This is a genomic window from Shinella sp. WSD5-1, from assembly GCF_963942435.1.
Taxonomy (GTDB): domain Bacteria; phylum Pseudomonadota; class Alphaproteobacteria; order Rhizobiales; family Rhizobiaceae; genus Shinella; species Shinella yambaruensis.
Genome location: NZ_OZ012599.1, coordinates 177,244 through 195,679, shown reverse-complemented (window position 1 = coordinate 195,679; position 18,436 = coordinate 177,244). Strand labels below are relative to the sequence as shown.

General features: G+C 66.2%; 20 protein-coding genes. 2 read left to right on the top strand and 18 right to left on the bottom strand.

Going from position 1 to position 18,436, the window contains the following annotated elements; translation table 11 throughout:
* Positions 1–244 precede the first annotated feature (244 nt).
* The 7 genes from AABQ55_RS29625 to AABQ55_RS29595 all read right to left on the bottom strand — a co-directional run bounded on the left by AABQ55_RS29625 (position 245) and on the right by AABQ55_RS29595 (position 5,717).
* A complete protein-coding gene (locus AABQ55_RS29625; RefSeq protein ID WP_244768670.1) occupies positions 245–895 on the bottom strand; it encodes a GntR family transcriptional regulator in 651 nt (216 codons plus the stop codon).
* 295 nt (positions 896–1,190) lie between these two features.
* Positions 1,191–2,090 carry a DMT family transporter gene (locus tag AABQ55_RS29620; RefSeq protein ID WP_272808634.1) on the bottom strand — a complete coding sequence of 300 codons (900 nt, stop codon included), beginning with the start codon at positions 2,088–2,090 and terminating at the stop codon, positions 1,191–1,193.
* 11 nt (positions 2,091–2,101) lie between these two features.
* Positions 2,102–2,539, bottom strand: a complete 438-nt coding sequence (locus AABQ55_RS29615; protein WP_272808633.1) for a VOC family protein — start codon at positions 2,537–2,539, stop codon at positions 2,102–2,104.
* An 80-nt stretch (positions 2,540–2,619) separates the two neighbouring features.
* Positions 2,620–3,408: an amino acid ABC transporter ATP-binding protein gene (locus AABQ55_RS29610; protein WP_272808632.1), complete on the bottom strand. Its 789-nt coding sequence runs from the start codon at positions 3,406–3,408 to the stop codon at positions 2,620–2,622.
* On the bottom strand, positions 3,405–4,253 hold the full coding sequence (locus AABQ55_RS29605; protein ID WP_244768666.1) for an amino acid ABC transporter permease: 849 nt from the start codon (positions 4,251–4,253) through the stop codon (positions 3,405–3,407). Before AABQ55_RS29605 ends, AABQ55_RS29610 begins: the two co-directional genes overlap by 4 nt.
* A 15-nt stretch (positions 4,254–4,268) precedes the next feature.
* Positions 4,269–5,135, bottom strand: coding sequence for an ABC transporter substrate-binding protein (locus tag AABQ55_RS29600; protein ID WP_272808631.1), 867 nt, complete (start codon positions 5,133–5,135; stop codon positions 4,269–4,271).
* 81 nt (positions 5,136–5,216) lie between these two features.
* The gene (locus AABQ55_RS29595; RefSeq protein ID WP_272808630.1) at positions 5,217–5,717 is read right to left on the bottom strand and encodes a gamma-glutamylcyclotransferase family protein; all 501 of its coding nucleotides are present in this window, start codon (positions 5,715–5,717) and stop codon (positions 5,217–5,219) included.
* 157 nt (positions 5,718–5,874) lie between these two features.
* Between AABQ55_RS29595 and AABQ55_RS29590 the strand changes: the two genes are divergently transcribed.
* Positions 5,875–6,141 carry a hypothetical protein gene (locus AABQ55_RS29590; protein WP_272808629.1) on the top strand — a complete coding sequence of 89 codons (267 nt, stop codon included), beginning with the start codon at positions 5,875–5,877 and terminating at the stop codon, positions 6,139–6,141.
* A gap of 7 nt (positions 6,142–6,148) precedes the next feature.
* On the opposite strand, the gene AABQ55_RS29585 is transcribed toward AABQ55_RS29590, so the two are convergent.
* From AABQ55_RS29585 to AABQ55_RS29565, 5 genes are read right to left on the bottom strand one after another with little or no spacing between them, the layout of a single operon-like run.
* Positions 6,149–6,985 carry an ABC transporter permease gene (locus tag AABQ55_RS29585; RefSeq protein WP_272808628.1) on the bottom strand — a complete coding sequence of 279 codons (837 nt, stop codon included), beginning with the start codon at positions 6,983–6,985 and terminating at the stop codon, positions 6,149–6,151.
* The gene (locus tag AABQ55_RS29580; protein ID WP_272808627.1) at positions 6,975–8,015 is read right to left on the bottom strand and encodes an ABC transporter permease; all 1,041 of its coding nucleotides are present in this window, start codon (positions 8,013–8,015) and stop codon (positions 6,975–6,977) included. Before AABQ55_RS29580 ends, AABQ55_RS29585 begins: the two co-directional genes overlap by 11 nt.
* Positions 8,008–9,129, bottom strand: coding sequence for an ABC transporter substrate-binding protein (locus AABQ55_RS29575; RefSeq protein WP_272808626.1), 1,122 nt, complete (start codon positions 9,127–9,129; stop codon positions 8,008–8,010). The genes AABQ55_RS29580 and AABQ55_RS29575 overlap by 8 nt, the downstream gene beginning before the upstream one ends.
* Before the next feature lie 36 nt (positions 9,130–9,165).
* Complete coding sequence (locus AABQ55_RS29570; protein WP_244768659.1) at positions 9,166–9,555, bottom strand: cupin domain-containing protein; 390 nt, start codon at positions 9,553–9,555, stop codon at positions 9,166–9,168.
* Between the two features lie 51 nt (positions 9,556–9,606).
* Positions 9,607–10,656, bottom strand: a complete 1,050-nt coding sequence (locus tag AABQ55_RS29565; RefSeq protein ID WP_272808625.1) for an ABC transporter ATP-binding protein — start codon at positions 10,654–10,656, stop codon at positions 9,607–9,609.
* A gap of 119 nt (positions 10,657–10,775) precedes the next feature.
* On the opposite strand from AABQ55_RS29565, the gene AABQ55_RS29560 reads away from it, so the two are divergent.
* Positions 10,776–11,441 carry a GntR family transcriptional regulator gene (locus AABQ55_RS29560; protein WP_272808624.1) on the top strand — a complete coding sequence of 222 codons (666 nt, stop codon included), beginning with the start codon at positions 10,776–10,778 and terminating at the stop codon, positions 11,439–11,441.
* A 3-nt stretch (positions 11,442–11,444) separates the two neighbouring features.
* Here AABQ55_RS29560 and AABQ55_RS29555 read toward each other — a convergent pair whose 3' ends face one another.
* The 6 genes from AABQ55_RS29555 to AABQ55_RS29530 all read right to left on the bottom strand — a co-directional run bounded on the left by AABQ55_RS29555 (position 11,445) and on the right by AABQ55_RS29530 (position 18,381).
* On the bottom strand, positions 11,445–12,164 hold the full coding sequence (locus AABQ55_RS29555) for an MBL fold metallo-hydrolase (protein ID WP_272808623.1): 720 nt from the start codon (positions 12,162–12,164) through the stop codon (positions 11,445–11,447).
* Between the two features lie 82 nt (positions 12,165–12,246).
* Complete coding sequence (locus AABQ55_RS29550; RefSeq protein WP_272808622.1) at positions 12,247–13,806, bottom strand: ABC transporter substrate-binding protein; 1,560 nt, start codon at positions 13,804–13,806, stop codon at positions 12,247–12,249.
* Positions 13,807–13,833: 27 nt separating this feature from the next.
* Complete coding sequence (locus AABQ55_RS29545) at positions 13,834–14,691, bottom strand: 2OG-Fe(II) oxygenase (protein WP_272808621.1); 858 nt, start codon at positions 14,689–14,691, stop codon at positions 13,834–13,836.
* 23 nt (positions 14,692–14,714) lie between these two features.
* Complete coding sequence (locus AABQ55_RS29540) at positions 14,715–16,526, bottom strand: ABC transporter ATP-binding protein (RefSeq protein ID WP_272808620.1); 1,812 nt, start codon at positions 16,524–16,526, stop codon at positions 14,715–14,717.
* The gene (locus AABQ55_RS29535) at positions 16,526–17,428 is read right to left on the bottom strand and encodes an ABC transporter permease (RefSeq protein ID WP_272808619.1); all 903 of its coding nucleotides are present in this window, start codon (positions 17,426–17,428) and stop codon (positions 16,526–16,528) included. The genes AABQ55_RS29540 and AABQ55_RS29535 overlap by 1 nt, the downstream gene beginning before the upstream one ends.
* Positions 17,425–18,381 carry an ABC transporter permease gene (locus AABQ55_RS29530; RefSeq protein ID WP_272808618.1) on the bottom strand — a complete coding sequence of 319 codons (957 nt, stop codon included), beginning with the start codon at positions 18,379–18,381 and terminating at the stop codon, positions 17,425–17,427. The genes AABQ55_RS29535 and AABQ55_RS29530 overlap by 4 nt, the downstream gene beginning before the upstream one ends.
* Positions 18,382–18,436 lie beyond the last annotated feature (55 nt).

Genomic DNA, 18,436 nt, shown 5'->3' with positions numbered 1-18,436 from the left:
CCTGATGGGGAGTGGATCAAAATGAGCGTATATGCCCTGCCCCTCATTAAAACAAGACTTTTATACTCATGTTTCTGTGTGGCGAAATAAGGAACTTGCAGCCATCTTCAGGCGCGGCAACATTACCGCGTCGCACTTTCTGAAGGCCGGCGCGCTGATCCGTCCCTTCACCCATTCGGCGCGGACCGCCAACTCGCTGTTCATCATCCGAGCGATCGTCACTGCAGCCGGCCAATCCTCCTTGTCAAAGATCGATCGCCGGTTCGACGATCGCCATCGTCGCCTCGACGTGATGCCGCGCGGCACGTTCAGCTTCGTCTTCGTTTCGATCGACGAGCGCTTCGAGAATGCGTCGATGCTGGAGATTTGTCTCCCGAACCTCGGATTCGGAAAACAGGATCGGCACCCGCAGCATCCAGTAGTGAAACTGTGTCCGCTCATGGAATTGAGCAAGAAAGGGGTTCTTCGATGCGGAGACAATCTGCTTGTGAAACCGCGTATTGAGGCTGTTCAATTCGCTGCGCGTCAATGTTTCACCAGGCTCCATCGCCTCGATCAGCTGGGCAAGCGTATCCAGCTCGTTTTGCTCGGCGTGACGCGCAGCCAGCCTTGCCGTGGCCGATTCGATTGCGGCGCGGCTTTCGAAAATGGCGCGCACCTGGCTGCGATCGATCGTTTCGACGACCCAACCCCGTTCACGGCTGAGAAAGCCTTCCCCCTGAAGCAGCAGCAGTGCTTCGCGCACGGGCGTCCGCCCGACGCTCAGCCGCTCACAGAGATCGTCTTCGACGAGCCTTTGCCCGGGCTTCAATTCCGCGCCGAGAATCATGCTGCGCAGGCGATTGCGTACATCCGATGCGATGAATTCGCCGGCGGAGGCCTTTCTTGATGCCATGAATACTGTTCCTTTCCCGGTGGCTCTCTGCCCGCTCCGGTGGAGATGGATATATCTCTTCGTGTATGGAGCAATGGCCTCCGGCATTCAAGGGCTGCGGCAACACAAGAAGGGCTCAGGCCGTTCCCTGCCTATGCACCCAGCTCCTGCGAGCGTCGCCGCGCCGCCTCGACGCCGTGCGCCCTCATGCGCAAAGCCTCGTGCATGTCGATGGCCGAGAAACGGTGGCGAACCCCATATCGCCCGCCCCGATCAAAGCATGTCCGTCATGGCGAAACTCGCTTTCCGCTCGATTTCACGCCGGTTGCTTCCCTCCCTTGCGGGCCACCAGCCCGCTTGCGATGATCAGCGCCGCGCCGGCGACCGTCATCACGTCCGGTATCGTGCCGAACACGAGGTAGCCGAAGCCTGTGGCCCAGAGCAGATGCGTATAGGAAATCGGCGCGAGGCGGGAAACCTGCGCCTCGGGCCGGCGATAGGCGAAGGCGATGGCGACATGCGCTGCCAGCCATAACACGGCCGTCGCCCAAGACAGCGCCAGATCGGCGATGCTCAACCCCCGGAAGACGAGAGGCAGCGCCGCGGTCAAGAGCACGAAGCCCGTCAGGGAGGAATAGGCGAGCGTCGTCGCCAGGCTGTCGGCCACCACCGCCCGCCGCGTCATCACGAGCGCCGTCGCCCAGCACGCGGCCGACGCGATCGAAAAGAGGGCGGCGGGATTGTAGCCGGCAAATCCCGGACGCAGGATGACCAATACCCCAAGCAGGCCACCGAAGACGCCCACCCACCGCCACGCGGGCACGCGTTCCTTGAGGACCAGCACGCACAGCAGCGTGACGAGGCAAGGGGAGATGAAGACGAGTGCGGTCGCCTCCGCCACCGGCTGGAGGCTGAGGGCGGCCACCAGCAGGATCGTTGCTCCGGCCATGCCGACGCCACGGATGATCTGCGCCGCCGAAGCCGCGCTGGGAGCCGGCCTGCCGAAGCGCAGACAGACGGCCGCCAGCAGGGTCGAAGCCGCGAGGTAACGAAACCAGGCGATCTGCAGGGGGTGGAACGTCACCGACAGATGTTTGGCGACGATGTCCGACGCGGCGAACAGCACCATGGCGGCAAGGCACAGCAGGACGCTTTCACGCCCCCGCACGGCCGCGCCGAGATCCGGCCCGGCCTCCCCGCCGGAAAAGATGCGCATCACCCCGAGGCTCAGGACTTGCGGACTTCGAGCACGATGCCGGCCTTGTCCCGCGTGTCGAAGTAGCAGAAGCCCGAACCGTCCATGCGCCTGCCGCGGGCCACGACCCCGAGGCCGAGCGCGCGGCCATGGGCTTCGGCCGCATCGCGATCGGCCACCTCGAAGCCGAGGTGATAGACACCCTCGCCCCGTTCGTCGAGAAATCGCTTCTGGGGCGAATCCAGTTCGCCCGGATCGCAGAGCTGGATCTGCACGTTGTCGAGATCGCAGCACTTGTAGCGCATGGCGTCCGAGGCTGCCTTGTTGGGCACGTCGAATTCGAGATAGGCGCCCTTCTTGGGGTAGTCGAACCAGGGGCCGACCCCGAGGCTCTCATAATAGGCGACGGTCTTTTCGAGATCGCGGACCACGATGCAGACGTGATGCAGGTTGTTGAAGAGCGGGGGCATGTTTCCTCCTTCGGAATGCGCAAGGCTTCGATGGCCCGCCTGAGAGCGAACCGCCGGGCTCACAAAGAGAATCTGGTGAGCTAGTGGGCCGGCAGCAGCCGGGCGAGAAACTGCCGGGCGCGGTCGCTCTTCGGCGCGGTGAAGAAGTCCTTCGAGCGCGCATCCTCGGCAACGCGGCCGCCCTCCATGAAGATCACCCGGTCGGCGACGTCGCGGGCGATGCCCATGTCGTGGGTGGCGATCAGCATGGTCTGGCCTTCCTCGGCGAGCTTGCGGATCGTCTCGACCACCTCCTGCGCCAGTTCCGGATCGAGCGCCGAGGTCGGCTCGTCGAGCAGGAGGACGCGCGGCTGCATGGCGAGCGCCCGCGCGATGGCGACGCGCTGCTGCTGGCCACCGGAGAGTTCCGACGGATAGGCGTCTGCCTTGGCCTTGAGACCCACCTTGTCGAGCAGGTCCATCGCCAGCGCCGTGGCTTGCGCCTTCGGCCTTTGCAAGACGTGGACCGGGCCGCTCATCACGTTCTGCAAAGCCGTCATGTGCTTGAACAGGTTGAAGTGCTGGAACACCATGCCGATCTTCTGCCGCTGGCGGCTGATCTCCGCGTCCGACAGTTCGTAGAGCGCCTGAGCGCCCAGCCGGTAGCCGATCAGGTCGCCGTGCACGTAGATGCGGCCGGCCGAGATGGTCTCGAGGTGATTGACGCAGCGCAGCAGCGTGGACTTGCCGGCGCCGGACGGGCCGAGCAGCGCCACGACCTCGCCCTGCGGCACGTCGAAGCTGACATCGGTGAAGGCCGAGACGGCGGCCCATTTCTTGGAAACGCCGACCACGGAGACGGCGGGGGTCTGTTCGGGTGCGGTGCTCATCTTTGCGGGAAAACCTTTTCGAGGACGGTCTGGATCGCTGTCGCGAAGGCGGTCATGACGAGATACCAGAAGGCGGCGACGGCCAGCAGTTCGACGACCTGGAAGTTCGAGGAATAGATGTCGGTCGCAACACGCAGGAGTTCGAGATAGCCGATGGCCGAGGCCAGCGAGGAGGATTTCAAAAGCATGATGTACTGGTTGCCCGCCGCCGGGATGATGATGCGGCCGGCCTGCGGGATGACGACCTGCGCCAATACCTGGCGCTGGGTCATGCCGAGCGCCGTCGCCGCCGCCCGCTGGCCCTTGTCGACCGCGAGGATGCCGGCGCGGATGATCTCGCTCATATAGGCTCCTTCCGCGAGGCTAAGGCCGGCAAGCGCGGCAAGGAACGGCGTGACGAGCGAGGTGGTGGGCGTGGAGACCAGCGGCTCGGCCATGAAGGGCAGGCTGATGGTGATCGACGGGAACATGATCGGCACCGCGTTGAACCAGAAGATGAGCTGGATCAGCATCGGCGTGCCGCGGAAGAGATAGACATAGGTTGCGGAGATGGCGACCAGGATGGGATTGCCGCTGACCCGCATCAGGGCGGCGATGAAGCCGATGATCGTGGCGATGAACAGCGCCAGCGTGCCGAGCATGAGGGCGTTGACCGCCCCCATGACGATGAGCGGATCGAAGATGTAATCGGCGAAGACGCCGAGATTGACGATTCGCGCGCGAATGGCCGCGTGGACGATCGTCACCACCACGACGAGGGCGACGGCGCCGAGGAGCCAGGCTCCCCAGCGGCGTCGATGCACGATCGGAAGTTCCGGGGCGGAAAGACGGTCCGTCATGGCCATGGCCTTTCCTCCCCGTCAGCGCTTGCTGGCCGGCAGGTTGACGGTGATCTCGGGCAGCACGGCGCCGCCGACGCCCCACTTGTCCATGATCGTCTTGTAGGCGCCGTCGTCCAGCATTTCCTGCAGCGTCACCTTCACCGCATCGCGCAGCGCGGTATTGTCCTTGGAAAAGCCCCAGGAGGTGATGTAGGGCGTCAGCATGTAGTTGCCGCCGACGATGGAGTATTTGCCGGGGAACTGCGTGCCCATGTAGACGAGCGCCGGGAAGTCGCCGAGATAGGCGTCGACGCGCTTGAGGTCGAGCTGCATGCGGGCATCCGGCGCGGAGGGAAGCTGCTCGGCGCGGATTTCCGCCTCGCCCTTGCCCGTGCAGGCGGCGGACGCCTCCTCCACCTTGGCCATGATGACGCGGCTGCCGAGCAGCGTGGCGACCGACTTGCCGCAGAAATCCGCGATGGTCTTGTACTTGTCCGCATCCTCGGTGCGCACCATGGCCGAGCCGCCGGAGAGCATGTAGTTGACGAAATCGAGCTTCTGCTCACGCTCCTCCGTGTCGCTGATGCCGCCGGAGGCGACGTCGAAGCGTTTCGCCTCGATGCCGGGAATGAGCGCGGCATATTCGGCCTGGACATATTCCAGCTTCAGTTCCAGCCGCTTGGCGATCTCGGCGAGGAGATCGGCGCTGGCGCCGGTTACCACGCTTAAGCCCGGCTCGCGGAATTCGATGGGCGGGAAGGTCTGCTGCGAGCCCACCGTGATCTTGCCCGCCTGACGGACGGGCTCGGGCACGAGCTTGGCGCCCTCCCCGGCCTGGACGGCGCCGGCGAAGACGGCTGTCGCCGCGGCGGCCAGCATGAAGGTTCGGATGATCCCATGTTTCATTGCATTACCCCTGTCGTTATTGATCTTGCATGCAGTCGGCATGGAGACGGCGGCGCCGGCGGGCCGGCGCCGCCGGTCGGGTCAGCGCGTGTCGGCGCCCTTGCCCGGGATGGCCGACGGGTTCGGGCGGTCGGCGCGCGGGCACTCGGCGGCAGCATCGAAGACCGCCTGCACCTTGGCGATGTATTCCGGCGGGAAATTCCACTGCTTCAGGCCGGTCGGGATATGCTCCCAGTAGAAGTTCGGCGGACGCATGGCGATGCCGGGGCGGATCAGCCGGTAGGTCCAGCAATCGTACTGCTTGCCGTCCTCGCCGTGAACCGTCACGCAGCAGCGCTCGAAATCGTCGTAGTCCTCGGAAAAATGCGTGTCGTCATGCTCGAAGACAACGCCTTCGGCGCGCTCGCCCCAGGCATCCGCCGTGCCGAGGAAATGGCACCAGCCGCGATCCGTGCGGTCGCCCGCCGCATGGAAGCGTAGCGCGTGGTTGGCGGCATAGGCCTTGGTCACCGGCTTTGCCTCCGGCATGAAGCGGGCGATCTCGATGTCATGCAGCCATGTGCAATAGGCGAAGTAATACATGAAAACCTCTTCCAGGGGGCGGCGGCAACCGCATCCCTCGTTGTTGCGTTGCAATGGAGATTGCCGTTCGTCACAACTCCATATATGATTTCGTATATGAAGAAATATGTACGGTCAAGCGTTCCCCGGCTGCGACCTTTCGGAAAGGAGAAAGACAATGATCAGGATGATGGACAGCCATGCCTATCCAGGATGCCCGGCCGTGGCGGACGAGCCTCCGCAGGAAGGGCCGGTGCATGTGGAATTCAGCGATGGCGCGGTGGCGGGCGGGCGCGTCGAACGCCTCGACGACGACCGGATCACCTTGACGATCGACGCCTACAAAACCGGCAAGGGAACGGCGATCGCGGAAAAATCCTGGCTGCTGGAGAACCGGGGCGAGGATCGCTGGCGCGTCAGCCGCCGGCTCGACCGGGAAGAATGAGGGGACGTCAGGCCGGCTGCCGTCCCGAGAGTTTTGCCGAAAGCGCCACGAGGCCGAGCGAGACGAGGAAAATCAGCGTGCCGACCACGGCGATCTGCGGCGGCAGTTCGCGGCGCATCAGGCCGTAGAGCCAGGTCGGGAACATGGTCGTTCCGCCCGCGGTGAAGTTGGTCAGCACGAAATCGTCGAGCGAGATGGCGAAGGTGAGCAGCGCGCCGGAGAGGATGCCCGGCAGGATGATCGGCAGCCAGATCGTGCGGAACGCGGTGAAGCCGGAGGCGCCGAGGTCGCGCGCGGCCTGTTCCAGCGTCACGCCGGCACCGATGACGCGGGCGCGCACGTTGATGATGACGAAGCTGAGGCCGAGCGTCGTGTGGGCGGCGATGACGCTGGGAAAGCCGAGCGGATAGAACAGGCCGCCGGTCAGGGTCTTGAGGAGCGGGATCGTCGCCGTCGCCACGAAGAGGATCAGCATGCCCGCGCCGAGCACCACTTCCGGCGTCGCCAGCGGAATGAAGGTGAGGCCCGAGACCGCGCCGCGGCCGATGAACTTGCGCCGCCCCAGCGCAAAGCCGACCGGCGTGCCGAGCAGGGCCGCCAGCAGCGCCGAGGCCGCCGCCACGACGAGGCTGTTGCGGATCGCCACGCCAAGCTGCGGCACGGCGAAGGGCTCGCGCCAGGCGTCCAGCGAGAAGGTGCCGAGTTCGTAGTTGAAGCGGCCGCCGGGATCGTTGAAGGAAAAGACGATCATGGTGAGGACGGGCGCGAACATGAAGACGAGCGCCAGCCCGATCATGGCGCGCACCGCCAAGCCTTCCCGTTTCGTGGGGGTGCTAGACGACATCGAGAAGCTCCGTGCCGCGGATGAGACGCAGGAGAAGGGTGAGCAGCAGCATGGCGGCGACCAGCAGCGTCGCCGACAGGGCCGCCGCCCCGGCATAGTCCAGCTCCACCAGGAACTTCGCCTGGATGACGTTGCCGAGCATCTGCGTGCGGATATCGCCGAGCAGCGCGGCATTGACGTAATCGCCGAGCGCCGGGATGAAGGAGAGCACGGCGGCGGCGATGAAGCCGTTGCGCGAAAGCGGGAAGACGATCAGCGCGAACCGCTCCGTCATCGTGCCGCCGACCGCCGCGCCAAGAAGCGCCGCCGCCAGCACGAAGAGCATCGGCCCCGGCGCGGCAAGGCCGCCCGCGCCGAAGAACACCGCGGCGAGCAGCAGACCGACGGCTAGGCCGCCGGCCATGCCGAGCGTCGCCCCGCCTGCGCCACAACGGCCGGAGTAAAGATCGTCCGCCGCGGCGCAAAGCGTGCGGTCGATGCGATTGAAGGCGGTGTAGAGCGGCAGGAGCACGAAGGGCACGAGCTGGTAGGTGAGGCCCGCCACCACCGCGAAGGGCGTTCCGAGCACTCGCACCTCTAGCCCCGTCGCCGCATGGAGTGGGGCGAAGAGCGGACCATTGGCGCCGAGCAGCGTCTGCCAGGCGACGATGCGGATGAGATAGCTGGTCAGGAACGGCGCGAAGAAGGCGAAAAGCAGCACCGCCTTCCAGCGGCCGCCATAGAAGGAGATGCCGTAGGCGACCGGCATGGCGATGGCGAAGGCGAGGATGGTCGCCGACAGGCCGATCAGCACCGAGTTGAGCAGGTTGTTCCAGTAGAAGGGGATCGAATCCGCGTAGTTGGCAAGCGACCAGCCGGTCGCCGTCAGCGCGAAGGGATCGGCGCTGAACGACATGCGCAGGATATAGACGAGCGGCAGGACGAGGAGCGCGACGAGCCAGGCCAGCGTCGGCAGCATTTCCGGCCAGCCGGCCCGCGCCCCGGAGGAGCGCGCGCCGGCCGCCTTTGTGAGCGAGACCATCTCAGCCACTGATCATCTGCGTCCAGGTCCGGGCGATCTGGGCGCGCTCGCGCTGGTCCCAGGGCGCCGGATAGGGGTAGAGCCGGTCGAGCACGTCGGCGGGCGGGAAGATCAGCGGATTGGCGGCAAGCGCCGGGTCGATCTTCTCCAGCGCCTCCTTGACGCCGACCGTATAGGGATATTGCAGCGTGTAGCGGCAGAAGCTCGCGGCATTTTCCGGCCGGAACCACCAGTCGATGAAGGCGAGCGCGGCCTCAGGGTTCGCAGCGCCCTTGGGAATGCCGAGCCGGTCGACATAGGCGGGCGCGCCCTCCTTCGGCACGGCGAAGCCGACCTTCTGCGGATCGAGCTGCGAGATGTTGACGGGCGGGGCCATGGCGGCGATGAGGTCGCCGTTCGACAGTTTCTGGCCGGCATTCTCGCCCTGCGCCGGCAGCAGCTGACCGCTTTCGATATGCGGCTTCAGGAAGGCCAGCACTTCCATCGCCTCGTCGAGGGTCATTTCGGCGGGAACGTTGTCGATCTTGCCTTCCGCCTTGAGATAGAGTCCCCAGGCGGCGACGTTGACGATGGGCGTCGCATAGAGCCCGACCTTGCCCTTCACCGCCGGGTCGAGCAGCTGCCCCCAGGACTCCAGCCCGTCCTTGAAATGCGCGCGGTTGAAGGCGAGGCCCACGGGCGCGAAATCGAAGGGGATGGCGATATCGGCATGCTTCACCGATTTCAGCGAGGGCAGCAGGTTCTTCTGCACATTCGGCAGCGCGGCGGGATCGAGCGGTTCGAGCCAGCCGTTCTCCGCGTAGAAGGAGGTATACTGACTGGAGATGCAGATCACGTCGTAGCCGATCGGCAGGCCGGCGGAAAATTGCGGGCGGACGCTGGCGAAGAACTGGTCGGCGTCGGAGATGACCTCGCGGTAATCCACCGTGATGCCCGTCTCCTCCTTGAAGCGGGCGATGTCGGCCGGGTCGCATTCGCCGGAATTGGCAGCCCAGACGATGGTGCTCTCCGCGGCATGGGCCGCGGAGAACGGGATGGCGAAGCGGCCGCCCATGACGCCCGCTCCGGCAAGGATGAGCTTGAGGGCCTGCCGGCGATTGGCCGTGAAGCGATAACTATGCATGGACGTTCCCCTTTTTGCTTGATGGTTGATGATCGATCAGTCGCGCACGTGGATGAAGATCTTGCGGATCGGGCCGGGCTGCTCCCAGCTGCCCTCGTCCTTTTCGTTGTAGATCAGGAGGTCGCCGGAATTGGCGACGTGGCTGACGCCATGCTGGTCGGTCACGGTGACATCGCCCTCGATGACGAAATCGAAGCACTGGCCGGTGCCGAGCAGGTCGCCGAAATCGGCGTCGCGCCGCCACAGGCCGACCGTCACGCGGCCATCGGCCGATTTCCAGACGGAAGCGTGCTGGCCGATCGGATTGCCCGGCGTGCGGTCGCCCGGCATGTCGCCGTAGTCGTGCCATTCATTGGCCGGATCGCCGAACTTGATGACCTGGACGCCGCTCTTTGCGGCGGATTCGGTGCTGTTGTCCTTGGGCATGGTTTCCTCTTTCACGATGCTTGGGGCCGCGGGAGCGGCTCGGGTTGCCTGCTAGGATGCAGGGATGACGTGGGCCTTCGTCTCGTCGAAGGCGATGCGGCAGGGCGCGCCCGGCGCCAGCACCGGCCGCGCCTGCTGCCGGAGCGTGACCGTGCCGCCATCGGCGAGCGTGGCCGAGATCTCGTGGTGGTCGCCGACATAGGTGCATTTGGCGAATGTCGCGGCGAGACCGCCGGCCTCCGCCAACCACATGTGCTCCGGCCGCACCATCAGGAGGCAGCGCGGCCCTTCTAGCGTCAGGGCATCGGCAAGGCGCACTGTCGCCCCGGCATCGAGGACGATGGAGCCGCCCTCCGCGACCCTGCCCGGCAGCAGGTTGGCGCTGCCGATGAATTCCGCGACGAAACGGGTTTGCGGCCGCTCGTAGATTTCGTCCGGCGTGCCGATCTGCTCGATCCGCCCGGCATTCATCACCGCGATGCGATCCGACATGCTGAGCGCTTCCGACTGGTCGTGCGTGACGAAGACCGTGGTGGTGCCGACATCGCGCTGGATCGCCTTCAGCTCCTCGCGCAGCTGCTTGCGCATCAGGAAATCGAGCGCCGACAAAGGCTCGTCGAGCAGCAGCACGGCGGGGCGGTTGACCAGCGCGCGGGCGAGCGCCACGCGCTGCTGCTGGCCGCCGGAAAGCTGGGCGGGCCGGCGGGCGGCGAAATCCTGCATGCCGACGCGCCTCAATTCGGCCGAAACGCGCACACGCCGCTCTGCCGCCGGCACCTTGCGGCGCTTCAGGCCGTATTCGACATTCTCCGCCACGCTCATATGCGGGAAGAGCGCGTAGTTCTGGAACACGTAATTGGTCGGCCGGCGGGCCGGCGGCAGGTGGGTGATGTCCTCGCCGCCGACGAGGATGCGCCCGCCGGAGGGCGGCGCGAAGCCGCCGATCGCCTGGAGCGTCGTCGACTTGCCGCAGCCGCTCGGCCCCAGAAGCGTGAAGAATTCCCCCGGCGCGATCGCAAGGTCCATGGAGCGCACGGCCTCCACCGCGCCGTAGCGGCATACCAGGGAACGCAGTTCCACGCCCGTCTGCGATGGGGACATCGGCTCACCCTCACGTCTAAAGTTTTTTTCATCTCAAAACTGAAATTTCAGTAAGCCTATCTTTTCCTTCGCGCTTGTCAACGCTATTTTCCGGAAAACCGACCGGGACAGGACGACGGATGCGATCTGAAATTTTTGAAGTGCAGGCCAAGGGACAGCGCGAGGCGGGCTCCGCCGTCGGCCTTGCCTATGAGAGCATCCGCGACCGGATCATCTCGCTTGCGCTTCCCCCCGGCGCGCCGCTCAATGAGGCGGAGCTGGCGAGCGCTCTCGGCGTCGGGCTGACGCCGGTGCGCGATGCGATCAAGCGCCTGGCGCTCGAACATCTCATCGTCGTCTATCCGCGCCGCGGCACCTTCGTCAGCGAGATCAACCTTGCCGACGAGCGCTGGCTGACCGAAGCGCGCGTGGAGATGGAGGGGCTGGCGGCGGAGCTTGCCGCCGCGCGCGCCAGCGTGGAGGAGCGGCGGGCGATCACCGCCTGCGTCGAGGCCCTGCTCGGCGAAGCGCATCAGCTCCGCATCAACGCGCTCGACACGAAGTTCCATCGCCTGCTCTACCGCGCCGCGCACAACCCCTTCCTGGAAGCCTCGCTGAACCAGTATCTCAATCTCAGCGTGCGGCTCTGGTACTATTGCCGCGACCGCCTGCGCGCCAAAACCTCCGAGGGTGACTTCCACAAGCAGGTGGCCGATGCCGTCATGGCCGGCGATCCGCAGGCCGCCCGGGCCGGCATCGTCGCGCATCTGCGCCAGTCCTCGGCGGACCTGCGCGAGGTGATGTGAGGCTCAGCCCTTATAGGCCGCGATCAGCTGCCTGAGCCGGGTCGGCCCGAAACTCTGGAAATGGCCGCCGTGGACGATGCGCACGGGGTGCGTCGCGAGGCGGTCGAGCGAGGCGCGATAAGCCTGCCTGTCCGAATGGAACGTGTCGTCGACGAGATCGCCGTCATAAATAATATCGCCGGCGATCAGCGTGCCGGTCGCCTGCTCGAAGAGCGCGATGCCGCCGGGCGAATGGCCAGGCGTGTGGATGACCTCGAAGCGCCGGTCGCCGAGGTCCACGACGTCGCCGTCCTCCAGGAAACCGGTCGCCGGGCAGGGTTCGACGCGGTAGGCGACGCTGTCCCAACCTTCCGGCGGGGCGATGAACATCTCCTCGTTGGCATAGCCGGCGGCGAGCGTCCATTCCGGGCGCGGATCAGCGAAGATCTCCGCTTCGGCCGGGTGGGCGAGGTGCAGGTCGAATTCGTGCGTGCTGCCGATATGGTCGAAATGGGCATGGCTCGACACGCAGACGACCGGCCGCTCGCCGAGCATCGGCACATGCGCCCGCAGGCTGAAATGACCGAGGCCGGTATCGACCAGCAGATCCCGCTCCTTCCCGCGCACGAGCCACATGTTGCAGCGGAAGAACGGATGGATCCACGGTTCGTGGATGAGGAACACCCCGTCGGCGAAGGGCACGACCTCGTACCAGTCGCTGGCGGGAATCGGAGAGCTTTGCATTGCCGGCCTCCATGGCGGAACGGATTGCGCACCGCCCGCAAATCCGGGCGATGCGCAAGGCGGGAGGAAATCGGCCGGATGCCTAAAGCACCCAGACGCCGGACAGGTCGTGCATGTTGACGCCGCGCAGCGACGGCTCCAGCCCGCCGAACTTGCCGCTGACGGCCTGCAGGCTATCGCGGAAGCCCCAGACGATCCAGCCCGCCTTGTCATGCACGAGCTGCTGGAAATCGTTGAGATACTGGCGCGCCTTGTCGGCATCGCCGGTGGAGGAGGCCAGCTTGAACAGTTCGGCCGCCTTCTCGTCCTTCCAGTGGGATTCGTTGTAGGGCGAATCCGGCAGCAGCGAATAGCCGGCCGTCACCGACAGCGGGTTCGGGCCGAACATGTCCTGGCTGAACTCGACCTTGAGGTACTTCTGGTCGTAGAAGCTGGAAAGATCGGCCGAGGCCACCAGCTTGACGGTGACCCCGACCTTCTTGGCCTGCTGGGCGAGGACCTGCGCCGCCGCCGAATTCCACGGCGCTTCGGGGCTGGGATGAAGCTCGATCACGAGGTTCTCCTGACCGGCCTCCTTCAGCAGGAATTTCGCCTTGTCCGGATCGTAGGCGCGCTGGGGAATGTCGGCATTGTAATAGGGATCCTGCGCCCAGCCGAGATCGTTGCCGATGCGGCCGCGGCCGGCATAGACGTTGCGCACCAGCTGCTCGCGGTCGACCATCAGCTTGAAGGCTTCCAGCACGCGCGGATCGTTGAAGGGCGGCTGGTCCACCCGCATGGTGAACGGCTCGAAGGAAGCTCCGGCGGCCGACAGCAGCTTCAGGTCCGGCCGCGCCTCGATGGTGCGCGCCTGCGTGAAGGCGACGTTCGGCATGGCGTCGATCTGGCCGCTCATCAGCGCGTTGAGCCGCGCCGTCGTCGGATCGGCGAAACCGATCACCTCGATCCGGTCGAGATAGGGTTTTCCGTCCAGCCAGTAGTTCGGGTTGCGCTCGGCGACGAATGTCTGGTCCTCGAAGCTGACGAACTTGAACGGCCCCGAGCCGATCGGCGTCTTCGCGTCGAAGTCGGTCGGGATGATGGAGAGGCAGGGGTGGAAGAAAGCCTGCTTGAAGAAGGAATAGGGATATTTCAGGCGCAGGCGCGCCGTCAGCTTGCCGTCCTTCTCGATGCCCTTGGGGTCCAGCGCCTCCAGGCTGCGCGCGGCGAGCGAGCCGGTCGTCGCCATGGCGCGGGTGATGGAGAAGACGACGTCGTCGATGGTCAGCGCCCTGCCGTCATGGAAGGTCACGCCGTCGCGGATGCGGATGGTCCAGACCTGCGCGGTCGCATCCGGCTCGAAGACCTCGGCGAGCGAATCGTAGGGTTTTCCCGTCGCGTCCTCCTTGACGAGGGAATCGTACATCGCCCGGCACATCATGGCGGCAAAGCCCGAGAAGGCGAGCGCCGGGTCCAGGTTGTCCTTGGCGCTCGCATCCTCCGCGCCGACGCGGAAGGTGCCGCCCCGCTTCGGGACGGCAGTGTCGCTGGCCCGGGCGCCCGTCAGCCAGGAGGGGCCGGCGAGCGCCGCGGCGGCAGCGCCCGCACCGAGGAGAACGCTGCGTCGTGTCACCATTGCGGGCATGAGCAAAGTAGGTTTCATCACCGGCTCCTTCTGGCCTTGGAGTGATCAGTTCGTGGCGGCGGTCGCGCTGAGGCGCGGCGAGACGTAGAGCGGCGTCGTGCGGCCCGAGGCGTTCATATGGACCTTCTCGTTGAAGACGAAGCCCGGCGCGTTGTCGTAGGAGAAGGCCGCGACCATGCGGTCCCGCTCGCCATAGGAGGGGGCGACGCGGTGGACGGACTGGTCGCCATAGAACAGCACCAGCGTGCCGGCCTCCTGCGACACGGAGATGACCTCATCCGACGTGCCGCGCAGCACGGCTTCGACGCGGTCGAGGCCCGGATTGTTCTTGTCGCGCGTATGCGGAATGAACTCGAACTCGCCGCCCTTTTCCGGGCGCTGCAACAGGAGCGTCACCACCCAGTCGTTACCGTCGAAGTGCCAGTCGTGGGTCTGGCCGTTGTTCATCATGATCACGGCGAGCGACAGGAACGGGTCGGCGATCTGGTAGACGCTCTGGTCGAGGATTTCCGCCAGGAACGGTGGCAGGCCGCCCCATTCGTAGATCTTGCGCAATTCGCTCTCGCCGTCGAACACGTCGGCCGACAGCATGCGCTGCACCAGCGGCTGTGGCTTGCGAAACGGATGATCGGCCGGGAGCGACGGATCAAGCGTTTCCTGCGGATAGATGAAGCGCTGGAGATTGCGGGCGTAAGCCTTGCTCTTCAGGCTCTCCACCTCGGCGACGCAGGTTGCCAGCCCCTTCTCGGTCAGGAAGCCGGGGAAGGATGCAAGGCCGTTTTCGCGCAGCGAAGCCTTGGCGTTCTCGATGATCTCGCGCCGCTTCGGGCTTTCGAGATCGTCGATCGGGTAGCGGTCGAGATCGACCAGGTGGCGGACATCGGGGGCCTTGGTTGCATTCATCGTCTGTCTCCTCGTTTGGATGGTCAGCTCCACCAGAGCCGTGGCGTGCTCTGGAGGAGATTTCGGGTGTAGGGGTCCTGCGGGGCATCGAGCACGGCGTTGCTTTCCCCCTCCTCGACGAGCGCGCCGGATTTGACGACGGCGACCCGGTCGGCGATGGCGCGCACCACCGCGAGGTTGTGGGTGATGAAGATGATCGTCGTGCCGGATTGCCGGTGCAGCGTCTTCAGGAGCTGCACGATCGACGCCTGGACGGAGACGTCGAGCGCGCTGGTGATCTCGTCGCAGATCAGGATTTCGGGGTCCGCCGCGATGGCGCGGGCGATCGCCACGCGCTGGCGCTCGCCGCCGGAAAGCTGCTGGGGATAGCGGTCGTGGAGACGCGGGTTGAGCGCCACCATCGACAGGAGGTCGGCCACCGAATGGCACGGCGCCCTGCCCTTTTCCATGAAGGCGGCGATGGACTGCGCGACCAGCTCGTGCACCGTGCGGCGCGGATTCAGCGAACTGTAGGGGTTCTGGAAGATGTATTGCACCGCGCGCCGCTGCCCGGGACTGCGCCGGCGGGCGCCGAAGGGCAGCGGCTCCCCGCGCAGCTGGACGCTGCCCGTGGCGTCGGTGTGAAGGCCGCCGAGGCACTTGGCGAGCGTCGTCTTGCCGCTGCCGGATTCGCCGACGATGGCCGTGCAGCTGCCCTCGCGTATGGCAAGGTCGACGCCCTTCAGGATGCGGACGCTGCCATAACCCGCATCGAGGCCCGAGACACGCAACAGCACGGGCTTTTCCATCTTCTCCGGCGCGGGCTCGATGTCCGGCACGCGGAACGGCACGGTGGCTTCCGCCCCCTGCCGTCGCAGGCAGGCGACCTTGTGCTCCTCGGCATGGAGCCGCAGCAGCGGCGGCTCCGCGCGGCGACAGTCGTCGAGCACGTCCGGACAGCGCGAGGCGAAGACGCAGCCGCCGTCGCGGTTCATGACGGAGGGCGCGTGGCCGGCAATGCCGCGCAGCTTGCGGCGCACCGTCGGATCGGGGATCGCCGAGATGAGGAGCCGCGTATAGGGATGCTCCGGCGAGCGCAGCGTGATGCCGGTCGGGCCGGATTCGACGATGCGGCCGAGATACATGACCGACACGCTGTCGGCGAGATCGTTGACGACGGCAAGGTCATGGCTGACATAGACTGCCGCCGTGCCGTAGCGTGCGCACAAGTCCCGGACGGTCGCCAGCACATGGGCCTGCGTCGTGACGTCGAGGCCGGTCGTCGGCTCGTCGAGGACGACGACGGCCGGCCGGCCGATGAAGGCCATGGCAAGGCCGATGCGCTGCTGCTGGCCGCCGGAAAGCTGGTGCGGGAAACGGCTGAGGAAGTCCGGCGACGCCGGCAGGGCGACATCCGCCAGCGCCTCCGCCACCCGCTCGGCCGCCCCGGCCTCCCGGCCGTCCTTGTTAAGGGCTTCCAGCATCTGCGCGCCGATCCGCATGGCGGGGTTCAGCGAGGCGCCGGGGTCCTGCGGCACATAGGAGATCAGGCGGCCGCGCTGGCGGCGGATTTCCTTCCAGGGCAGCGTCAGGATATCGACGCCGCGGATGCGGATCGAACCGGCGGTGATGGCGGTGCCGACCTTGGCATAGCCGAGCAGCGCCAGCGCCGCCGTGGTCTTGCCCGAGCCGGACTCGCCGACGAGGCCCATGATCTCGCCTGCCTTGAGGCTGAAACCGATATCGGCGACGATATTGGTCTTCGAGCCGGCGACATCGACCCGCAGCCCCTCGACCTCAAGGGCGGCCTGCGTCTCGTCCGCCGGCACGCGGAGGTGTTTCGGCGCAACGTTCATCATTCGCTCCCGGAGGTGATGGTGCGGCTCACGCCGGCCGTCTTCTGGCTGAAGGCGTCGGTGAAGAGGTTGGCGCCGATGGTCGCGACACAGATCGCCGCCACCGGCAGGATGACCGGCCAGGGCTGGAAGAGGAGGCCCGGCTGGTTCTCGTTGATCATCAGCCCCCAGTCGGCGGCCGGCGGCTGCACGCCGAGGCCGATGAAGCTGAGCGAGGCGACGATGCCGATCGACCAGGTCGCGCGGAGCCCGAGTTCGAGCGCGACGAGGCCGGCAAGGTTCGGCAGCAGTTCGCGCAGCATGACGGCGAAGCGGCTCGCGCCGATCATCTCCGCATAGACGACGAATTCGCGCTCGGAGAGCTGCAGCGCCGAGGCATAGATGACGCGCGCCGTGCGCGGCACATGCGACAGCGCCACGACGATGCAGACGAGCGGCAGCGAGGTGCCGATCATCGAGGCGACGAGCAGCGTCAGCACGAGGGCGGGAAAGCACAGGAGCACGTCGAGCGCCCGCATGACGACCGCGCCGACCGCCCCCTTCACATAGGCCGCGACGAGCCCGAGCGCCGTGCCGAGGCCGACGCCGAGAAGCGCGGAGACGGCCGCCAGCACCATGATGACGCGCCCGCCGTGAAGGAAGCGGCTCAGCGTGTCGTGGCCGAGATAATCGGTGCCGAACAGGCGGCCGTCCGTGCCGGGTGAATCGAAAGGGATGCCGACCAGTTCCTCCGGATCGACCGCGGTCAGGTAGGGCCCGAGGATCGCCAGCAGCACGACCGATCCGAGCAGGATGGCGCCGATCCGGCCTTTCGGCGTGCGGAGGGTCGAAAGGAGGATGCCGGCCGGCTTCTTCTTGGCGACGGGTGCGGGATGGTCTTCGTGGGCTTGAAGGACTGTCATGCCGCCACCTTTGTGCGAAGACGCGGCGTGAGGGCGACGACGACGAGGTCGGCCAGGATGTTCACGCCGATATAGACGATCGCGAGGATGAGGGTCGTCGCCTGCACCACGACCAGATCGCGATTGCGCACGGCCTCCACCAGGGCGCTTCCGAGGCCCGGGAACTGGAACACGGTCTCGACGATGATGGCCCCGCCCGCCATGTAGACCAGCGTCACGGCGAAGACCTGGATGAGCGGGCCCGCCGCATTGGCGAGCGCGTGGCGCAGCACCACGCGCCCCTCCGGCACACCCTTCAGCCGCGCCATGGCCACGAAATCGCTGTCGAGGATTTCGATCATCGAGGAGCGGATGGTGAGCGCGATATAGGGCAGGATCGTCAGCAAGAGCGTCAGGATCGGCAGCACGAGCACGTCGAACTGCGCGAAGATCGGCTGGTCCGCATTGTAGATCGACACGGCCGGGAAGAGCTGGAAGACCGTGGTGCTGAGCAGCAGCACGGTCAGCACGGCGAGCGCGAATTCCGGTATGCCGGTGATCACCAGCATGGTGAGCGAGACCGCGTGATCGGCCGTGCTGTTGCGCCGCACGGCCGCGAAGACGCCGATCGCCGTGCCGAGCGGAAAGCCGATGACGACGGCGAAGGCCATCAGCGTCAGCGTCCTGAGGCCCCGGCTCACCAGGAGCTCGCCCGCCGGCTCGCCGCTGACGACCGAGGTGCCGAAATCGCCCGTGGCCAGATCACCGATCCAGGCGAGGTAGCGCAGTGCCACCGGCTGGTCGAGATGATGCTCGGCGCGGAAGGCGGCGAGCGATTCCGGCGTCGCGGTCTTGCCGAGCACGGCAACGGCGGCATCGCCCGGCAGCGCGATCGTGGCGATGTAGATGATGAGGGAAACGAGCGCGAGTGTCACCGCGCCGCTGCCGAGGCGGCCCACCAGCAATTTGAGCATCTCAAAACCCTCCCATCGGGCCGTCGCCGACGAAGCCGCGCCGGGTGCAGCCTCC

Bases quoted from the DNA above. Each gene is read 5' to 3' on its own strand.
- AABQ55_RS29625 (WP_244768670.1), bottom strand. From the start codon at position 895: ATGGCATCAAGAAAGGCCTCCGCCGGCGAATTCATCGCATCGGATGTA.
- AABQ55_RS29620 (WP_272808634.1), bottom strand. From the start codon at position 2,090: ATGCGCATCTTTTCCGGCGGGGAGGCCGGGCCGGATCTCGGCGCGGCC.
- AABQ55_RS29615 (WP_272808633.1), bottom strand. From the start codon at position 2,539: ATGCCCCCGCTCTTCAACAACCTGCATCACGTCTGCATCGTGGTCCGC.
- AABQ55_RS29610 (WP_272808632.1), bottom strand. From the start codon at position 3,408: ATGAGCACCGCACCCGAACAGACCCCCGCCGTCTCCGTGGTCGGCGTT.
- AABQ55_RS29605 (WP_244768666.1), bottom strand. From the start codon at position 4,253: ATGGCCATGACGGACCGTCTTTCCGCCCCGGAACTTCCGATCGTGCAT.
- AABQ55_RS29600 (WP_272808631.1), bottom strand. From the start codon at position 5,135: ATGAAACATGGGATCATCCGAACCTTCATGCTGGCCGCCGCGGCGACA.
- AABQ55_RS29595 (WP_272808630.1), bottom strand. From the start codon at position 5,717: ATGTATTACTTCGCCTATTGCACATGGCTGCATGACATCGAGATCGCC.
- AABQ55_RS29590 (WP_272808629.1), top strand. From the start codon at position 5,875: ATGATCAGGATGATGGACAGCCATGCCTATCCAGGATGCCCGGCCGTG.
- AABQ55_RS29585 (WP_272808628.1), bottom strand. From the start codon at position 6,985: ATGTCGTCTAGCACCCCCACGAAACGGGAAGGCTTGGCGGTGCGCGCC.
- AABQ55_RS29575 (WP_272808626.1), bottom strand. From the start codon at position 9,129: ATGCATAGTTATCGCTTCACGGCCAATCGCCGGCAGGCCCTCAAGCTC.
- AABQ55_RS29570 (WP_244768659.1), bottom strand. From the start codon at position 9,555: ATGCCCAAGGACAACAGCACCGAATCCGCCGCAAAGAGCGGCGTCCAG.
- AABQ55_RS29565 (WP_272808625.1), bottom strand. From the start codon at position 10,656: ATGTCCCCATCGCAGACGGGCGTGGAACTGCGTTCCCTGGTATGCCGC.
- AABQ55_RS29560 (WP_272808624.1), top strand. From the start codon at position 10,776: ATGCGATCTGAAATTTTTGAAGTGCAGGCCAAGGGACAGCGCGAGGCG.
- AABQ55_RS29555 (WP_272808623.1), bottom strand. From the start codon at position 12,164: ATGCAAAGCTCTCCGATTCCCGCCAGCGACTGGTACGAGGTCGTGCCC.
- AABQ55_RS29550 (WP_272808622.1), bottom strand. From the start codon at position 13,806: ATGAAACCTACTTTGCTCATGCCCGCAATGGTGACACGACGCAGCGTT.
- AABQ55_RS29545 (WP_272808621.1), bottom strand. From the start codon at position 14,691: ATGAATGCAACCAAGGCCCCCGATGTCCGCCACCTGGTCGATCTCGAC.
- AABQ55_RS29540 (WP_272808620.1), bottom strand. From the start codon at position 16,526: ATGAACGTTGCGCCGAAACACCTCCGCGTGCCGGCGGACGAGACGCAG.
- AABQ55_RS29535 (WP_272808619.1), bottom strand. From the start codon at position 17,428: ATGACAGTCCTTCAAGCCCACGAAGACCATCCCGCACCCGTCGCCAAG.
- AABQ55_RS29530 (WP_272808618.1), bottom strand. From the start codon at position 18,381: ATGCTCAAATTGCTGGTGGGCCGCCTCGGCAGCGGCGCGGTGACACTC.